14 protein-coding genes are annotated in these 13,701 nt (G+C 52.6%); 9 read left to right on the forward strand and 5 right to left on the reverse strand.

Annotation, left to right across the window (positions count from 1 at the left end; genetic code table 11):
* Positions 1-68: 68 nt before the first annotated feature.
* Positions 69-1,151, forward strand: a complete 1,083-nt coding sequence (locus C1752_RS03920) for an extracellular solute-binding protein (protein ID WP_110984744.1) — start codon at positions 69-71, stop codon at positions 1,149-1,151.
* Between the two features lie 26 nt (positions 1,152-1,177).
* Here C1752_RS03920 and C1752_RS03925 read toward each other — a convergent pair whose 3' ends face one another.
* Positions 1,178-1,744 (reverse strand): hypothetical protein, encoded by a 567-nt coding sequence (locus C1752_RS03925; RefSeq protein ID WP_110984745.1) that lies wholly within the window; start codon positions 1,742-1,744, stop codon positions 1,178-1,180.
* A gap of 154 nt (positions 1,745-1,898) precedes the next feature.
* On the opposite strand from C1752_RS03925, the gene C1752_RS03930 reads away from it, so the two are divergent.
* The 7 genes from C1752_RS03930 (at position 1,899) to mtnA (ending at position 8,988) form a co-directional block, all read left to right on the forward strand.
* On the forward strand, positions 1,899-2,291 hold the full coding sequence (locus C1752_RS03930; protein ID WP_110984746.1) for a Tery_1686 family protein: 393 nt from the start codon (positions 1,899-1,901) through the stop codon (positions 2,289-2,291).
* A 162-nt stretch (positions 2,292-2,453) separates the two neighbouring features.
* Positions 2,454-3,362 carry a carbohydrate ABC transporter permease gene (locus tag C1752_RS03935; RefSeq protein ID WP_110985058.1) on the forward strand — a complete coding sequence of 303 codons (909 nt, stop codon included), beginning with the start codon at positions 2,454-2,456 and terminating at the stop codon, positions 3,360-3,362.
* Between the two features lie 129 nt (positions 3,363-3,491).
* On the forward strand, positions 3,492-4,526 hold the full coding sequence (locus tag C1752_RS03940) for a rod shape-determining protein (RefSeq protein ID WP_110984747.1): 1,035 nt from the start codon (positions 3,492-3,494) through the stop codon (positions 4,524-4,526).
* A gap of 76 nt (positions 4,527-4,602) precedes the next feature.
* Positions 4,603-5,373 (forward strand): rod shape-determining protein MreC, encoded by a 771-nt coding sequence (gene mreC / locus C1752_RS03945; RefSeq protein ID WP_110984748.1) that lies wholly within the window; start codon positions 4,603-4,605, stop codon positions 5,371-5,373.
* The gene (gene mreD, locus C1752_RS03950) at positions 5,333-5,884 is read left to right on the forward strand and encodes a rod shape-determining protein MreD (RefSeq protein WP_110984749.1); all 552 of its coding nucleotides are present in this window, start codon (positions 5,333-5,335) and stop codon (positions 5,882-5,884) included. Before mreC ends, mreD begins: the two co-directional genes overlap by 41 nt.
* 91 nt (positions 5,885-5,975) lie before the next feature.
* Positions 5,976-7,871 (forward strand): 1-deoxy-D-xylulose-5-phosphate synthase, encoded by a 1,896-nt coding sequence (dxs, locus tag C1752_RS03955; protein ID WP_110984750.1) that lies wholly within the window; start codon positions 5,976-5,978, stop codon positions 7,869-7,871.
* A 49-nt stretch (positions 7,872-7,920) separates the two neighbouring features.
* Entirely contained in the window at positions 7,921-8,988 is a 1,068-nt protein-coding gene (mtnA, locus tag C1752_RS03960) for an S-methyl-5-thioribose-1-phosphate isomerase (protein WP_110984751.1), read from the forward strand.
* 15 nt (positions 8,989-9,003) lie between these two features.
* Here mtnA and C1752_RS03965 read toward each other — a convergent pair whose 3' ends face one another.
* The 4 genes from C1752_RS03965 to C1752_RS03980 all read right to left on the reverse strand — a co-directional run bounded on the left by C1752_RS03965 (position 9,004) and on the right by C1752_RS03980 (position 12,711).
* Positions 9,004-9,909: a cell division protein FtsX gene (locus C1752_RS03965; RefSeq protein WP_110984752.1), complete on the reverse strand. Its 906-nt coding sequence runs from the start codon at positions 9,907-9,909 to the stop codon at positions 9,004-9,006.
* 21 nt (positions 9,910-9,930) lie between these two features.
* Positions 9,931-10,698 (reverse strand): cell division ATP-binding protein FtsE, encoded by a 768-nt coding sequence (gene ftsE / locus C1752_RS03970; protein WP_110984753.1) that lies wholly within the window; start codon positions 10,696-10,698, stop codon positions 9,931-9,933.
* 6 nt (positions 10,699-10,704) lie between these two features.
* On the reverse strand, positions 10,705-11,439 hold the full coding sequence (locus tag C1752_RS03975; RefSeq protein WP_110984754.1) for a WecB/TagA/CpsF family glycosyltransferase: 735 nt from the start codon (positions 11,437-11,439) through the stop codon (positions 10,705-10,707).
* Positions 11,440-11,874: 435 nt separating this feature from the next.
* Positions 11,875-12,711: a sulfurtransferase gene (locus C1752_RS03980; RefSeq protein WP_110984755.1), complete on the reverse strand. Its 837-nt coding sequence runs from the start codon at positions 12,709-12,711 to the stop codon at positions 11,875-11,877.
* Between C1752_RS03980 and C1752_RS03985 the strand changes: the two genes are divergently transcribed.
* On the forward strand, positions 12,710-13,588 hold the full coding sequence (locus C1752_RS03985; RefSeq protein WP_110984756.1) for a tRNA (5-methylaminomethyl-2-thiouridine)(34)-methyltransferase MnmD: 879 nt from the start codon (positions 12,710-12,712) through the stop codon (positions 13,586-13,588). The genes C1752_RS03980 and C1752_RS03985 overlap by 2 nt on opposite strands.
* Positions 13,589-13,701: the final 113 nt, after the last annotated feature.

Here is a 13,701-nt window from a genome sequence, read left to right on the forward strand (position 1 = left end):
TGCCGCAGCGCCGCGCTAGAAAAGTACCTGAATTCGTTAGGCTAGAGAGGGTCTAAATCTAGGTCAACATGAGACGACGTGAGCTGCTTCAGGGCTTGAGTACCCTTGCCCTGAGCCAAATGGTTTTAGGGTGCCAGTCCGGTAGTCCCAATGCTTTGCAGGTTTATTTGCTCAGAAATGCACTGCCCCCTCAGCTTTTGCGGCAGGCGCGTCGTGCGATGTCTGATTCGCCCAACCTCAAGGTCAAGGCAGATTTATCCGATCTTTTTCAGCAGCTAGAGTCTTGGCAACAGCAGGCCGCTTCTGCGTCCCCGCCCCGCCTCGTAAGTCTCGGGGACTATTGGTTGGCTCCCGCCATTCAACAAAAGTTGATTCAGCCGCTTGATCTAGAGCGAAGCCCTCGCTGGTCTACTCTGCCTTCGCGCTGGCAGGATTTAGTCCGACGCGATCGCAACGGCTCCTTGACTGATACTGGTGATCTTTGGGGGGCACCCTACCGTTGGGGCATGACGCTGCTAGCCTACCGTCGTGACAAATTTAAGTTTCTGGGCTGGACACCGACGGACTGGTCAGATCTATGGCGTCCCGAACTCAAGAACCGATTTAGTCTTCCTGATCAGGCTCGAGAAGTGATTGGTTTGACTCTCAAGACCCTACAGCAGTCCTATAACGCTGAAAATCCTGCTGATCTAGAGGCGCTGCTGCCCAAGCTTAAAAGCCTAGATCAGCAGGTAAAGTTCTATGACTCTACTCATTACCTAGAGCCACTCATTATGGGCGATGCCTGGGCTGCTGTCGGTTGGTCTGCGGATATTTTGCCGATTTTGAAGCGAGAGCCTGAAATTCGCGTCGTTGCCCCAGCCTCGGGCACGGCGCTGTGGGCCGATCTGTGGGTGCAGTCCAGTCAAAGTGATTCCGGCGCTATTAATGATTGGGTTGATTTCTGGTGGAAACCAGAGGTTGCTGAGGCCCTCTCTCAATTTACCGCTGCTCTCTCGCCGCTGCTCCAGGATTTTTCGCTGCCGAAAAGCCAGTTAGCGCCTTTGCTGGTCGATAACGCCATCTTTGAAAACAGTGAGTTTCTGACGCCACTGTCTGAAGAAACGCGGCGACAGTTTCAAAATCTTTGGCAGCAGATGCGATTACCGTAATTGGGCCGTAGGCCATCGCAACCTACTTAGAACCCGCTCTGTGTCGCGATGGGACTCAGCCAAAGCTGACAGTCAGATCGGCTGGGGGAACTCGTGAGGGGATATTCAGGAATGGCCTGACTCTGGAAGTCTAGAGCGCCCTCGACAAAGGTGGGCGGTGTCTTTGCAAGATCGCAGACATAGGCTGCGAGGGTGGTGCCTTGGCGGTTGAGAACGACAAGCTGGTGACCGTACTGATTGGCAAAGGTGCCGAAGTGATTGATGACGGCGTATCGTTCGGAGTAGGTATACCGCGACCAGATATCGGAGCGAATGATCAAATTGACCTGTTTTTGTCCGGCCGTGTTAGGGGGATAAACCAGCCAGTTGACGACGAGCTTCTGGCCATACTGTCGATCGGTCCACCAAAGGCTAGGGACTGTTAAGCCCTGCTGGGAAGGGGTCAAGGCCGTTGCGATAGGCTGCGTCGGACGATCTTGAACAAGCTGCTGAATTTCAGGGGGAGCGGTGCGGAGGAAAGGTTGCGATCGCAACCCCAACGGCACCCCAAACGACATCACTAGCGTCAGCAGTCCTAACTGAAATTTGCGCATTGCAGCCTACCCGCCCCATTAACAATTTAGTAGTTCTAGTATCAATCGCGCTGATCAAGTACCGTTACATTATTAAACATCGATAGTGAATTGTTGGGTTGTGTTCCCCATGATCTTGGGACGTTCAGTGTGTGGCAAAGGAGTTGTTTGAGAGATGAATGCGGCGGAGCGAGCCACCAGTCCTGAGACAGCGGCAAAAATTGCTGCGATTGTTAACCTTTTTAAGCAGCAATTTCCTAAGGTCAAGGCTAACCTAAAACCCTGGACGAGCGATCCCGACACGCAGGAATGGGTTGATCCTGATTCCATAGATATGGGCTTCAACTTACCGGCGGGCCATACTTTGATTCAGCTTCGTCTTCAGGAGCATCGTTTACTGGGAATTGAGGCGGCCTGTTTTGGTCCCTTCGGCAGCGAACGCTGGAAATTTTCCACCATAGGCGACTGGACATTTTTAGGCACAACGCCGCCGCCACCAGGTTTTCAGGAGCAGCTTAAACAGGTGTGTAAAGAGATTTTTGCCCTCTTCAATCAAGAACAGACGTGAACGGCCAGCCAGCCCAGGAGCCTACGCCAATTGAGCAACCCCTGCGCGATCATCCATCTGGTTTAGGATGCTAACGGTGCGCCAACCGATAAATTAAACATGATCGATCACAAGCCGCAGGATCATCAGCCTGCAGAGGCTCAAGCAAAATCTAGAATGCCAATGGGACGGCCTGCTGGGCAGCCTCGATGGTGGCAGCGCATCCCCATGCAGACGCTGACGCCCTATTTATTTCTGTTCCCAGCCCTATTTATTTTGACGCTAGTGGTCTTTTGGCCCGCTGCTCAAGCCTTCTACTTCAGCTTTACGCGCTACGAAGATTTGAATAAAGCGCCCGAGTGGATTGGCCTCGGTAACTTCCAAAAACTCTGGCAAGATGAAATCTTCTGGAAGACCCTCGGAAACACAGTTATTTACCTCATCGGCGTTGTCCCCATTTTGGTGATTGTGCCCCTGGGACTGGCGATTCTCGTCAACCAGAAACTTAAAGGCGTGACCTGGTTCCGCACCGCCTACTACACCCCCGTTGTGATCTCAATGGTGGTCGCCGGTATCGCCTGGAAGTGGCTCTACGCTGAAACCGGCCTCCTCAATCAAGCTATCAAGCTGCTGGGCTTTTCTGATACCGGCGTTCGCTGGCTCACGGATCCGAGTCTCGCCATCTTTTGCGTCATGTCCGTCACCGTCTGGAAGGGCTTGGGCTACTACATGGTGATTTACCTGGCTGGACTGCAGGCTATTCCGGCCGATCTCTACGAAGCTGCAGCCATTGATGGGTCTGACGGCATTCAAAAGCATTGGGATATTACAATTCCGCTGATGCGACCCTATCTCGCTTTGGTGGGCGTGATCTCAGCGATCTCGGCCACCAAGGTGTTTGAAGAAGTTTTTGTCATGACCCGAGGGAACCCCCTCAACAGCTCTAAAACGATTGTCTATTATCTTTACGAAAAAGCGTTCACCATCCCAGACTTGGAATATAGTTATGGATGCGCCATTGGACTCGTTCTATTCCTGGGTATCTTTGGCCTTTCAATTCTCAATCTTAAGCTTGGACAGTTGCGGGGGTAGCTTCACAAACTCTGCATTGCTGGACGCAGGACACAAAACATAATAGAATCCAGCTCGACTACCTGTTGTTTTCACGCCAGTCGGTCGTTTTCTCGTAGACATCACTTAACTTTGCAAAGGTAGGATCTAGTGGGCCTGTTTAGTCGATTATCACGGGATATTGGTATTGATCTCGGGACAGCCAATACGCTTGCATACGTCTCTGGTAAGGGCATTGTCCTGCAAGAGCCATCAGTGGTAGCTGTTGATCAGATCACAAATCAAGCGCTGGCGGTGGGGGCTGATGCAAAGCAAATGCTGGGGCGAACCCCTGGTAATGTGGTTGCCATTCGGCCGCTGCGCGATGGTGTCATCGCTGACTTCGAGAAGGCCGAGCTGATGCTGCAGCACTTTATTCGACGGGTGCATGGGGGCAAAAATCTGGTGGCTCCCCGCGTCATTGTGGGCATTCCCAGTGGTGTGACGGGCGTAGAGCGTCGGGCTGTGATTGAGGCCGCAACCCAGGCTGGTGCACGGGAAGTCCATCTTCTAGACGAACCGGTAGCGGCTGCGATTGGGGCGGGTCTCCCGGTGGAAGAGCCGACCGGCAACATGATTATTGATATTGGCGGCGGCACCACCGAGGTGGCGGTGCTGAGTCTGCAGGGCAGCGTGATTAGTGAGTCTGTCCGGGTTGCGGGGGATGAACTCACAGAATCGATCACGCAGTATATGAAAAAGGTTCATAATCTGGTCATCGGAGAACGAACGGCAGAAGATATTAAAATCAGAATTGGCTCTGCTTATCCCAGCAACAGCAATGATGATGCCTCTATTGATGTGCGCGGCCTTCACCTGCTGTCGGGTCTTCCCCGTACTGTCTTAGTGAAGGGACCCGAAATTCGGGAAAGCATGACCGAGCCGCTCTCTGCCATTGTGGAATCTGTGAAACGCACGCTGGAGCGAATGCCGCCGGAGCTGGCTGCAGATATTGTCGATCGCGGCATTATGCTGGCGGGCGGGGGGGCCTTGCTCAAGGGCATGGATACGCTTGTGAGCCATGAAACCGGCATTGTTGTTCATGTCGCGGAAGATCCTCTGAGCTGCGTGGTTTTAGGAACCGGTAGAGTGCTGGAGAATTTTGATCAACTATCCCGCGTTTTCAATAATGGCAGCCGTTTTTAGGCATGGTGGGGTCTAGCCTCTCTCGTAACATCAGTTATAAGAGGAACAGAGTTTAGCAGACGTTCATCGGGTACCCATGTCTTTTTTATCTCGCTGGTGGGGGCAGTATCGCGGCATTCTATTTCTGGGTGTGGTGAGCATCAGTACTGCCTGGGTGGTGCGCCAAACGCAGGGAGAGCTGCTCTCTGAACTCTATCGGGTGATCACGCTGCCGTTTCAGGGGAATCCTGCCCAGCAGCAGCAGCTCATTGCGGCTAAAACCTGGGAGCAGCAGCAAATGATTGCTGATCTGAAAGCCCAAAACCAAAATCTGAAAAAGCTGCTGGATCAGCCTGCGGTGAAGCAAGATGTTGCGATCGCAACCCCTGTCATTGGTCGTGGAGCCGATCACTGGTGGCAGCAGATCATGGTGGGTCAGGGTTCCAGAGCAGGCATTGCAGAAGGGGCCGTCGTTCAGGCCCCCGGCGGCTTAGTCGGTCGGGTCACCAAAGTGACAGAAAACACCAGCCGCGTCTTGCTCATTACCGATCCCAGCAGCCGCTTGGGTGCCACCATCAGCCGCAGTAGGGATATGGGAATCTTGAGGGGGCAATCTAACAAATTCGCCATTATTGAATTTTTTGAGAAAGACCCCGACGTGCGCGTAGGTGACTCCGTGGTGACCTCATCCCTCAGTCGCCTCTTTCCGGCGGGCGTTGCCATTGGCACAGTACAATCCCTTAAGCTAGAGCAGGTCTCCAAGCCCCAAGCAATCGTTGAACTCTCCGTTCCCATTGCTAACCTCGAATGGGTAAGCGTCTCCTTTGATGGTCAGAACTCGACAAAAAAAAGCGCCCTTAACCCTTAATCTCCTCAATGGGCTGGTGACGGTTGCTTCCGTGACGCTCTGTGCTTTAGCCCTACCGCTGCAGTTACCCGGTATGGACCTTGCGGGCGTTGGTCCACACTGGCTCCTTGCCTGGGTGGTGACTTGGAGCATTAAGCGAGATATGCTCCAGGGGCTCTTCGGTGGCATTGCTGCCGGTTTCTTACAGGATAGTCTCACTGCATCTCAGCCCACTCACGTGATTGGCTTGGCGCTTGTGGGTTTGATAATCGGGCGGATCAATAAAAAACGCCTGATCGCAGAAGAATTTGTCTCAGTGGCCCTGATTGTCTTTGGGATGGCGGCTTTTGTTGAAGTTATCCTAGCCCTGCAGTGGAGCTGGGTTAGCGATCGCCCTCTGCTCGCAATTTGGGAGCGTCTGCCCCAGACCGCTTTGAGTTCTGCTATCCTCAGCAGCCTATGGACCCCCGTTGTTTACTACCCCCTAAATCTTTGGTGGGATCGCGTTCAAGCGTTGAGTAAATCTGACTGAACAGCGTTTATAAAAATCCCGGCGTCGGGGGCTGAAATCGACTACAGTTAAGGGTAGTTAAGCGCAGTTTTGACGCGAGCATGAGGTCTCTATGCATCTGAGCGAGGTTGTTCACCCTAACCAGCTTCACGGGTTGTCCGTTCATCAGTTAGAACAGATTGCTCGCCAGATTCGTGATAAACATCTGGATACTGTTGCTGCAAGTGGGGGGCATTTGGCACCCGGCTTGGGCGTTGTTGAACTCACCCTAGCGCTGTATCAAACCCTCGATCTCGATCAAGATAAAGTGATTTGGGACGTGGGGCATCAGGCCTATCCACACAAGCTGATCACGGGGCGCTACGATCGTTTTCATACGCTCAGGCAAAAAGACGGTATTGCAGGCTATCTGAACCGTAAAGAAAGCCGGTTTGACCACTTTGGTGCGGGTCATGCCTCTACCAGCATCTCTGCGGCTTTAGGGATGGCCATGGCTCGGGACCGCCGAGGCGAAAAATTTAAGTCTGTCGCCGTCATTGGTGATGGTGCTCTCACTGGGGGTATGGCTCTAGAAGCGATTAACCATGCGGGTCATTTGCCCCACACAAATGTAATGGTGGTGCTCAATGACAACGATATGTCTATCTCACCCAATGTTGGGGCGCTCTCACGCTACCTCAATAAGATTCGTCTGAGTCCCCCACTCCAGTTTCTTTCTGACAATCTTGAAGAACAGCTCAGACAGCTCCCCTTCAACGAAAACATTACGCCTGAACTGATGCGGCTCAAGGGTGGCATGAAGCGTCTGGCTGTTTCCAAGGTAGGGGCCGTTTTTGAAGAGCTGGGCTTTACCTATATGGGGCCGGTGGATGGCCACAATATTGAAGAGTTAATCGCGACCTTTCAAGAAGGCCACCAGCATCAGGGTCCGGTATTGGTCCACGTTGCTACGATCAAAGGCAAAGGCTACGAAATTGCTGAGCAGGATCAGGTGGGCTACCACGCTCAAACGCCTTTCAACATTGAGACGGGTAAAGCGATTCCTTCAAGTAAGCCCAAGCCACCCAAGTATTCAAAGGTTTTTGCCGAAACTCTAATCACCATCGCTGAGAACGATCCCTACGTGATTGGCGTAACGGCGGCGATGGCAACCGGTACCGGTCTTGATAAGCTACAGGCAAAACTGCCGAAGCAGTATGTCGACGTCGGTATTGCTGAGCAGCATGCGGTGACGCTGGCGGCGGGGATGGCCTGTGAGGGTATGAAGCCAGTGGTGGCTATTTATTCCACCTTTCTGCAGCGTGCCTATGACCAGATTATTCACGACATCTGTATTCAAAAGTTGCCGGTTTTCTTTTGCTTGGATCGGGCAGGTATTGTTGGGGCTGACGGACCGACTCATCAGGGCATGTATGACATTGCCTATCTGCGTTGTCTGCCGAATATGGTGATGATGGCTCCTAAAGACGAAGCTGAACTACAGCGGATGTTAGTCACCGGAATTAACTATACAGACGGTCCGATTGCGATGCGCTATCCGCGTGGCACTGGTTATGGTGTTGGCACCCTGGAAGATGGGTGGGAATCATTGCCGATTGGTAAGGCAGAGACGCTGCGCCAAGGGGATGATTTGCTTATTTTGGCTTATGGGTCGATGGTGTATCCCGCTGTGCAAACGGCTGATGTTCTCAGTGAACATGGTATCCGGGCGACCGTGGTCAATGCTCGCTTTGCCAAGCCGCTAGATACCGAGCTGATTTTGCCGTTGGCCCGTGAGATTGGGCAGGTGGTGACTCTGGAAGAGGGCTGTGTTACGGGCGGTTTTGGTACTGCAGTGGTTGAGGCCCTAATGGATGCCCAACTGATGGTACCTGTGACTCGCATCGGTGTACCTGATGAGCTTGTGGAGCATGCAACGGCAGATGAGTCTAAGGCGGCTGTGGGGCTGACCATCCCTCAGATCGTAGATCGTATCCTACAGGCTGCTAAGAAACCCGCTTTGGCCTAGAGTGATGCTCTATTTCTTCTTTAACGTTCATTCATTGTTCTCTTGATCTATGGCTCCCAAGTTGAATAGTCCGGTGTATCCCGTTGTCTGGTGTGATGACCACGTGCAGCTTATCGATCAAACGAGACTACCGGGTGAACATACGGTGGTTGAGATTCGTCGCTCAGGCGATATGGCAACGGCGATTCAAACGATGATTGTGCGGGGCGCTCCTGCGATTGGGGTGGCTGCTGCTTTTGGTATGTACCTTGGGAGTCGCGAGATTTCGACTTCGGACCGAGAAGCTTTTCTGCAGCAGCTTGAAGGCATTGGTAAGACCTTGGGGGCAACACGACCCACGGCGGTGAATTTATTCTGGGCCGTTTCTCGCATGCTGAAGGTGGCGCAGGGGAATCCCGGCAGCGTTGGTGACATTCAGGCGCAGCTCTTACAAACGGCAGTTGCGATCGCATCTGAAGATGTTCAGACTTGCAAAGCCATCGGTGAACACGGACTCTCAATCTTGCCGCAATCCCCTGAAAAACTGTGTTTGCTGACCCACTGCAACGCAGGCGCTTTAGCCACCGCAGGATACGGCACTGCCCTGGGCGTGGTGCGCTCAGCCTGGACTGCGGGGCGTCTAGCTCAGGTCTATGCAGACGAAACCCGCCCTAGACTTCAGGGTGCCAAGCTGACCGCCTGGGAATGTGTCCAAGAGGGTATTCCCGTAACCGTGATTGCCGATGGTATGGCGGCCCACTGTATGCAGCAGGGCATGATTGACCTCGTCGTCGTTGGAGCTGACCGCATTGCCGCCAACGGTGACGCCGCTAACAAAATCGGCACCTACAGCGTTGCCCTCTGTGCCCAAGCTCATAAAATTCCCTTTTACGTTGCTGCGCCACTGTCCACAATTGACTTTGACCTCACGGACGGCAGCAAAATACCCATCGAAGAGCGCCATCCTTCAGAGCTTTACCAGTTGGGCGACCTCAATATCTGTCCTCCTGGCGTTGAGTTCTATAACCCTGCCTTTGACGTGACGCCTGCAGCCTTGATTGCAGGCATTATCACCGAACACGGCGTCTTCAAGCCAGAGGACGTTCAGAGCCAACTTCAGCATCTCGCTCACGCATAGGCGTTCCTGATATGTCTATTTGAGAGCAAACCTTTGGACTGCAAATAGACTGCCGACTAAGCCCACTAGGCTGCCGAACCCAATCAGAATTAAAGGCAGCAAGATGAGCTGGCCGCTATTGAGGCGGACACCGTCGCTCACCACCTGTAAGAAATTGGGTTGCTCGGTCAATAGATGCTGCATAAACCGCCGAGTCGCACTCAAAAATCCCCAGGAAACGATCGCCCCGATCACACCAAAGGTAATGCCCTGCAGAATAAAGGGCAGATAAATCCAGAGTCGAGTTGCCCCCACCAGCTGCATGACCTCAATCTCCTGATGTCGCGAGATTACAATGAGTCGAATTGTCGTTGTGATCACGGCAATGGCCGTTAGCGTCAAAAGGCCAATCACCAATACACTCAGACGGCTGAAGCCCTGATTAATCTGAATGAGATTCTGCAGCGCTTCGTCGAGATACGTCACCTCATCAACACCGGGAACCTTAGCGAGCTTCTGCGCCACGGGAGGCACCAGGGCTGCAGAGCGAACGCTCACCTTCAGCTCATCCACTAACGGATTTTGCCCCAAATCTTCGGTGGCTCCATCAATGTCTGTTTGCCCTAGATCCTGAAGTAGCTCCTGCCACGCCTGATCTTTGGGTACCACCTCCACCGCCGTTATCTCTGGATACTGTTCGATTGTGGGGCGTAACACCTGTCCAGAAACGCCTGACTCTAAATACAAAGAGATCTCCAGACGTGACCCCATTTGGTTCAGCAGGCCGCTGACCTGCCAAGAGGTTTGTAGACTGACCCCAAACAGAAATAGCAAAACCGTCACTGTACTGATGGCAGCCCAGTTCATCCATCCACCGCGGCGCAGGCCCCGTAAAGTTTCTTGCCCTAAGTAGCCCAGCTTTGTGAGCCAAAGTTTAAACATGGTGAAATCTTACACTTGTTCTTAGGCTGTTTTATCAGCATTCACCATATGCAGCCGCCCATTGTAGATGCGGGCAACAGGTGCCTGAGCTACTTGAATCAAGTGCATGTCGTGGGTCGTAATCACAACGGTAATCCCCAGGTTGTTCAGCTTCTTCAAAATACTGAGAACCTGTAGCGCATTTTCCTGATCGAGATTGCCCGTAGGCTCATCCGCCAGTAGTAATTTTGGGGATCCCACAATCGCGCGGGCAATACTGGCGCGCTGCTGCTCACCCCCCGACAGTTGGCTAGGGAAGCAGTCGGCTCGCTTCTGCAGCCCCACTAGCTTGAGGGTCGGACGCAGGCGACGCTCAATTTCATCGCGGGGGATGCCTTGGGACTTAAGGACAAAGGCAATATTTTCTGTAATCGTCCAGCGTGGAATCAGCTTATAGTCTTGAAACACGACGCCTAGCTGCCGCCTCAGATGCGATAGCCGATTGCCTCTTAGAACGCCAACATTAGTTCCAGCGACTAAGACTTCACCATGATCGGGGCGCTCAGCGCCGTAGACTAGCTTCATCAAAGTTGTTTTCCCAGCCCCAGACGGGCCAGTGACGAACAAAAAGCTGCCTTGCTTGAGGCGCAAATTGACATCAACAAGACCAAACTTTGTTTGAGGATAAACCTTTGTGACTCCTTTGAGATGAACAGTATAGTCCAGTGGAGTTGCCTGAGAGCGAGGGTGTAGAGGCTGCTCTAAGGGTTGAGGGAAGAGGTCAGATCCAGGTAGCAGTGCTCGGGTCATAATTCCTTATCTTAGCTTGACCAATAAAGAACGCCAGGCGAATCGAGGTAGGGCCAGCATCCTGCGCCATCGCCACGGCTCTTGATAGAGACGGTATACCCACTCCAAATTATTGTTGCATAACCAGGCGGGAGCCCGTTGACTGCGCTCAGCCCAGATGTCAAAACTGCCGCCAATGCCCATCCATACCGCGTTGGGGCAGAGATGACGGTGTTGGGCAATCCAGTATTCTTGGCGAGGGACGCCGAGGCCGACAAAAATAAGCTGGGGCTGCAGCTCCTGCAGTTTGTGTAAAAATGGCTCTGTGTCTTCAGGCGTTAAAAAACCATTCTGCGTGCCTAAAATTTGCAGGTTGGGTAATTTCTGCTGCCATTTTTCAGCGGCTTCGCTGGCAACACTAGGTTCGCCCCCGAAGAAAAAGACGGACCACGAAGATTGGGCGGCTTCTTCTAGCATTTGAGCGGCTAACTCAATGCCTGGGCAGCGCTGGATTTGTTCACCGAATAGCTTGAGATAGAGGACGACCCCCGCGCCATCGGGAATCACGAACTCGGCAGCTCGAATAACATCTGCAAGCTGTGGCGTTTCTTGGGCCAGCATCGTCATTTCTGCATTGAGGGTGACCACGTGGGTGCTTTGGCCCTCCGCGATCCGGTTTGCCAGCCATGGCTGATACTCGGGTAAACAATCCACAGGAAAACCTAGGACCGGAAACTTTTTGGGTGGGTCAATGGTAAGCATATAAACGCTTTTACAATACAAACCTGCGGTTGAATTGTGCTGTCAGCGATCGTTAGACCGTAACAGTAGGTTACCCCAGCAAATGATTGCTTCTGTCAGGAACCCTCAACCAGATGTTTAATCGTTCATCTTAATCTAGATAGTCTGTGAAAGAAAGTTGTCGATTACAAAAAGTTTTATCTCATTCTGTGCTCTAAACCACAAAAAGCCCCCTTCTATTGATTAGAATTAGTTATGGGTAATCGTGGAGTGAGATTAAAGTTTAGTGGGTGAATCAACATTGAAGCTTATGACCGTTTTTTGTCATGCAGTTGCCGTTACGTTGCTGTTGACTGGGTGGTTATGGTTCTCAGATTTTCTCTCTATTAAAGGCCCTCAACCTGCCTCAAATAGCAAGACTGAGCAGGTAAATCCCCTGCGTATTGGGATTGCATTTTAAGTTTCAAGCTGGACTGTCATTGTCGAATCGAGCGGATAGGAGCACCAGTCACTCCAGCTCCCGGCGTAAAGTTTACCCTTAATGCCTGTTGCTTCAAGGGCCATGAGGTTGACGCAGGCGGTGACGCCTGAGCCGCAGTAAACAATGACTTCTGAAGTGTCGAGCGTTCCCCAGTGGTGGCGCAGTTCTGACGGAGCTTTTAGGTATCCGCGTTCATTTGTGACGGCTTTCCAGGGATAGTTGATGGCCCCAGGGATGTGGCCTGCAATCGGATCAATGGGTTCTCGCTCTCCACGGTAGCGATCGCTATCCCGTGAGTCTACTAGCGTTTTATCCCGTCTGTGGGCGACGGCTTGGATCTCTGTGACCATGTGGGATTGAATTATGGGTTTCAAGTTTCCTGCTCGAGGCGGAGGAATCTCGTCGGTGACCGGATAGCCTGCTGCTTGATAGGCTGAGAAGCCACCGTCTAAGACGGCTGACCGTGGATGTCCTAAATAGCGTAGGAGCCACCATAGGCGAGCGGCGAAGGCGAACCGGCTGTCATCGTAGCTGACGACTAACGTTTCGGCGGTGACGCCCATATTGGAGAGCTTGGTGGCGAGCTGTTGTGGATCGGGCAGCGGATGTCGCCCTCCGTGGGTCTGGACGGGAGCAGCAAGATCTCGATTGAGATCTAAGTAATAGGCCCCTGGGATATGGTTATGCTCATATTGCTGCCGTCCCAGGTCTGGTTCCTGCAGCGAAAATCGGCAGTCAATGACGACGATTGATTGACGATACTCGGCAAGCCACTGGGGGGATACTGTTACTGTCTCTATTGCTGAACTCATGTCCGATATTCAGGCGCAACATCTTATCCCCAGGCTAACGGCTGATGGGTCCTATACGTTTTTCTCGAGTGAGTTTGGCGAATGCTTCCATAGCCATCATGGGGCTGAGCAGGAGGCTAGGGGAAAGTTTGTGATCCCGACGGGTATCCCGGAACGGGCGCAGCAAGGCCAGCTGACGATCTTGGATATTTGTTATGGCTTGGGCTATAACAGTGCGGCGGCGCTGGAGTGCATCTGGCAGGTTAATCCCAACTGTCGGGTGACGCTAGTAGCCTTGGAGAGCGATGGGGTGGTGGGTAAGGTTGCTGCTGCAAATAACTATCTTCAGCATTGGTCCCCAAAAATTCAGAACGATCTATTACAGCTTTGCACCGATCATCAGACTAACTCTTCTACTCTTGACGCACAGCTCCTCATTGGAGATGCCCGCCAAACCATTCAATCCTTGGCACAAGGGGACTTTATGGCAGATGCAATCTTCCTTGATCCCTTTTCTCCGCCTCACTGCCCGCAGTTGTGGACCGTGGAATTTTTGACCCAGGTCCGTCATTGTCTGCATTCCAACGGAAGACTCGCAACCTATTCATGCTCGGCAGCTGTGAGGACAGGACTGATTACTGCAGGTTTTCAAATTGGCTCTAGTTCCCCTGTGGGTCGCCGCACACCCGGAACGATCGCTGCTCTCGCTGCTGATTCCAATTTGCCTTCCCTTGCCGCTCAAGAATTAGAGCATCTGCAAACCCGTGCTGCCGTTTCTTATCGAGATCCCATGCTGCAAGATGGTACGGATACTATTCGTGAGCGCCGACGCCAGATGCAGCAGTGCTCTGAGTTAGAGCCGACGCGTCAATGGAAAAATCGATGGCTGTCGGTGTGATTGGGAGTTGAAGCTGGCGAATAAAATTCGCGCTCACAAGAACGAGGTCTGCCTCCGCAAGCTATACGAATCAAGGCTTCTGATAATCTGTGCAGGCGGATTTTGTCTTTGTA

Source organism: Acaryochloris thomasi RCC1774, assembly GCF_003231495.1.
Classification (GTDB): domain Bacteria; phylum Cyanobacteriota; class Cyanobacteriia; order Thermosynechococcales; family Thermosynechococcaceae; genus RCC1774.

Bases quoted from the DNA above. Each gene is read 5' to 3' on its own strand.
- C1752_RS03925 (WP_110984745.1), bottom strand. From the start codon at position 1,744: ATGCGCAAATTTCAGTTAGGACTGCTGACGCTAGTGATGTCGTTTGGG.
- mreC (WP_110984748.1), top strand. From the start codon at position 4,603: ATGTCTTTTTTATCTCGCTGGTGGGGGCAGTATCGCGGCATTCTATTT.
- dxs (WP_110984750.1), top strand. From the start codon at position 5,976: ATGCATCTGAGCGAGGTTGTTCACCCTAACCAGCTTCACGGGTTGTCC.
- C1752_RS03920 (WP_110984744.1), top strand. From the start codon at position 69: ATGAGACGACGTGAGCTGCTTCAGGGCTTGAGTACCCTTGCCCTGAGC.
- C1752_RS03935 (WP_110985058.1), top strand. From the start codon at position 2,454: ATGGGACGGCCTGCTGGGCAGCCTCGATGGTGGCAGCGCATCCCCATG.
- mtnA (WP_110984751.1), top strand. From the start codon at position 7,921: ATGGCTCCCAAGTTGAATAGTCCGGTGTATCCCGTTGTCTGGTGTGAT.
- C1752_RS03965 (WP_110984752.1), bottom strand. From the start codon at position 9,909: ATGTTTAAACTTTGGCTCACAAAGCTGGGCTACTTAGGGCAAGAAACT.
- C1752_RS03975 (WP_110984754.1), bottom strand. From the start codon at position 11,439: ATGCTTACCATTGACCCACCCAAAAAGTTTCCGGTCCTAGGTTTTCCT.
- C1752_RS03985 (WP_110984756.1), top strand. From the start codon at position 12,710: ATGTCCGATATTCAGGCGCAACATCTTATCCCCAGGCTAACGGCTGAT.
- C1752_RS03980 (WP_110984755.1), bottom strand. From the start codon at position 12,711: ATGAGTTCAGCAATAGAGACAGTAACAGTATCCCCCCAGTGGCTTGCC.
- mreD (WP_110984749.1), top strand. From the start codon at position 5,333: ATGGTCAGAACTCGACAAAAAAAAGCGCCCTTAACCCTTAATCTCCTC.
- C1752_RS03930 (WP_110984746.1), top strand. From the start codon at position 1,899: ATGAATGCGGCGGAGCGAGCCACCAGTCCTGAGACAGCGGCAAAAATT.
- ftsE (WP_110984753.1), bottom strand. From the start codon at position 10,698: ATGACCCGAGCACTGCTACCTGGATCTGACCTCTTCCCTCAACCCTTA.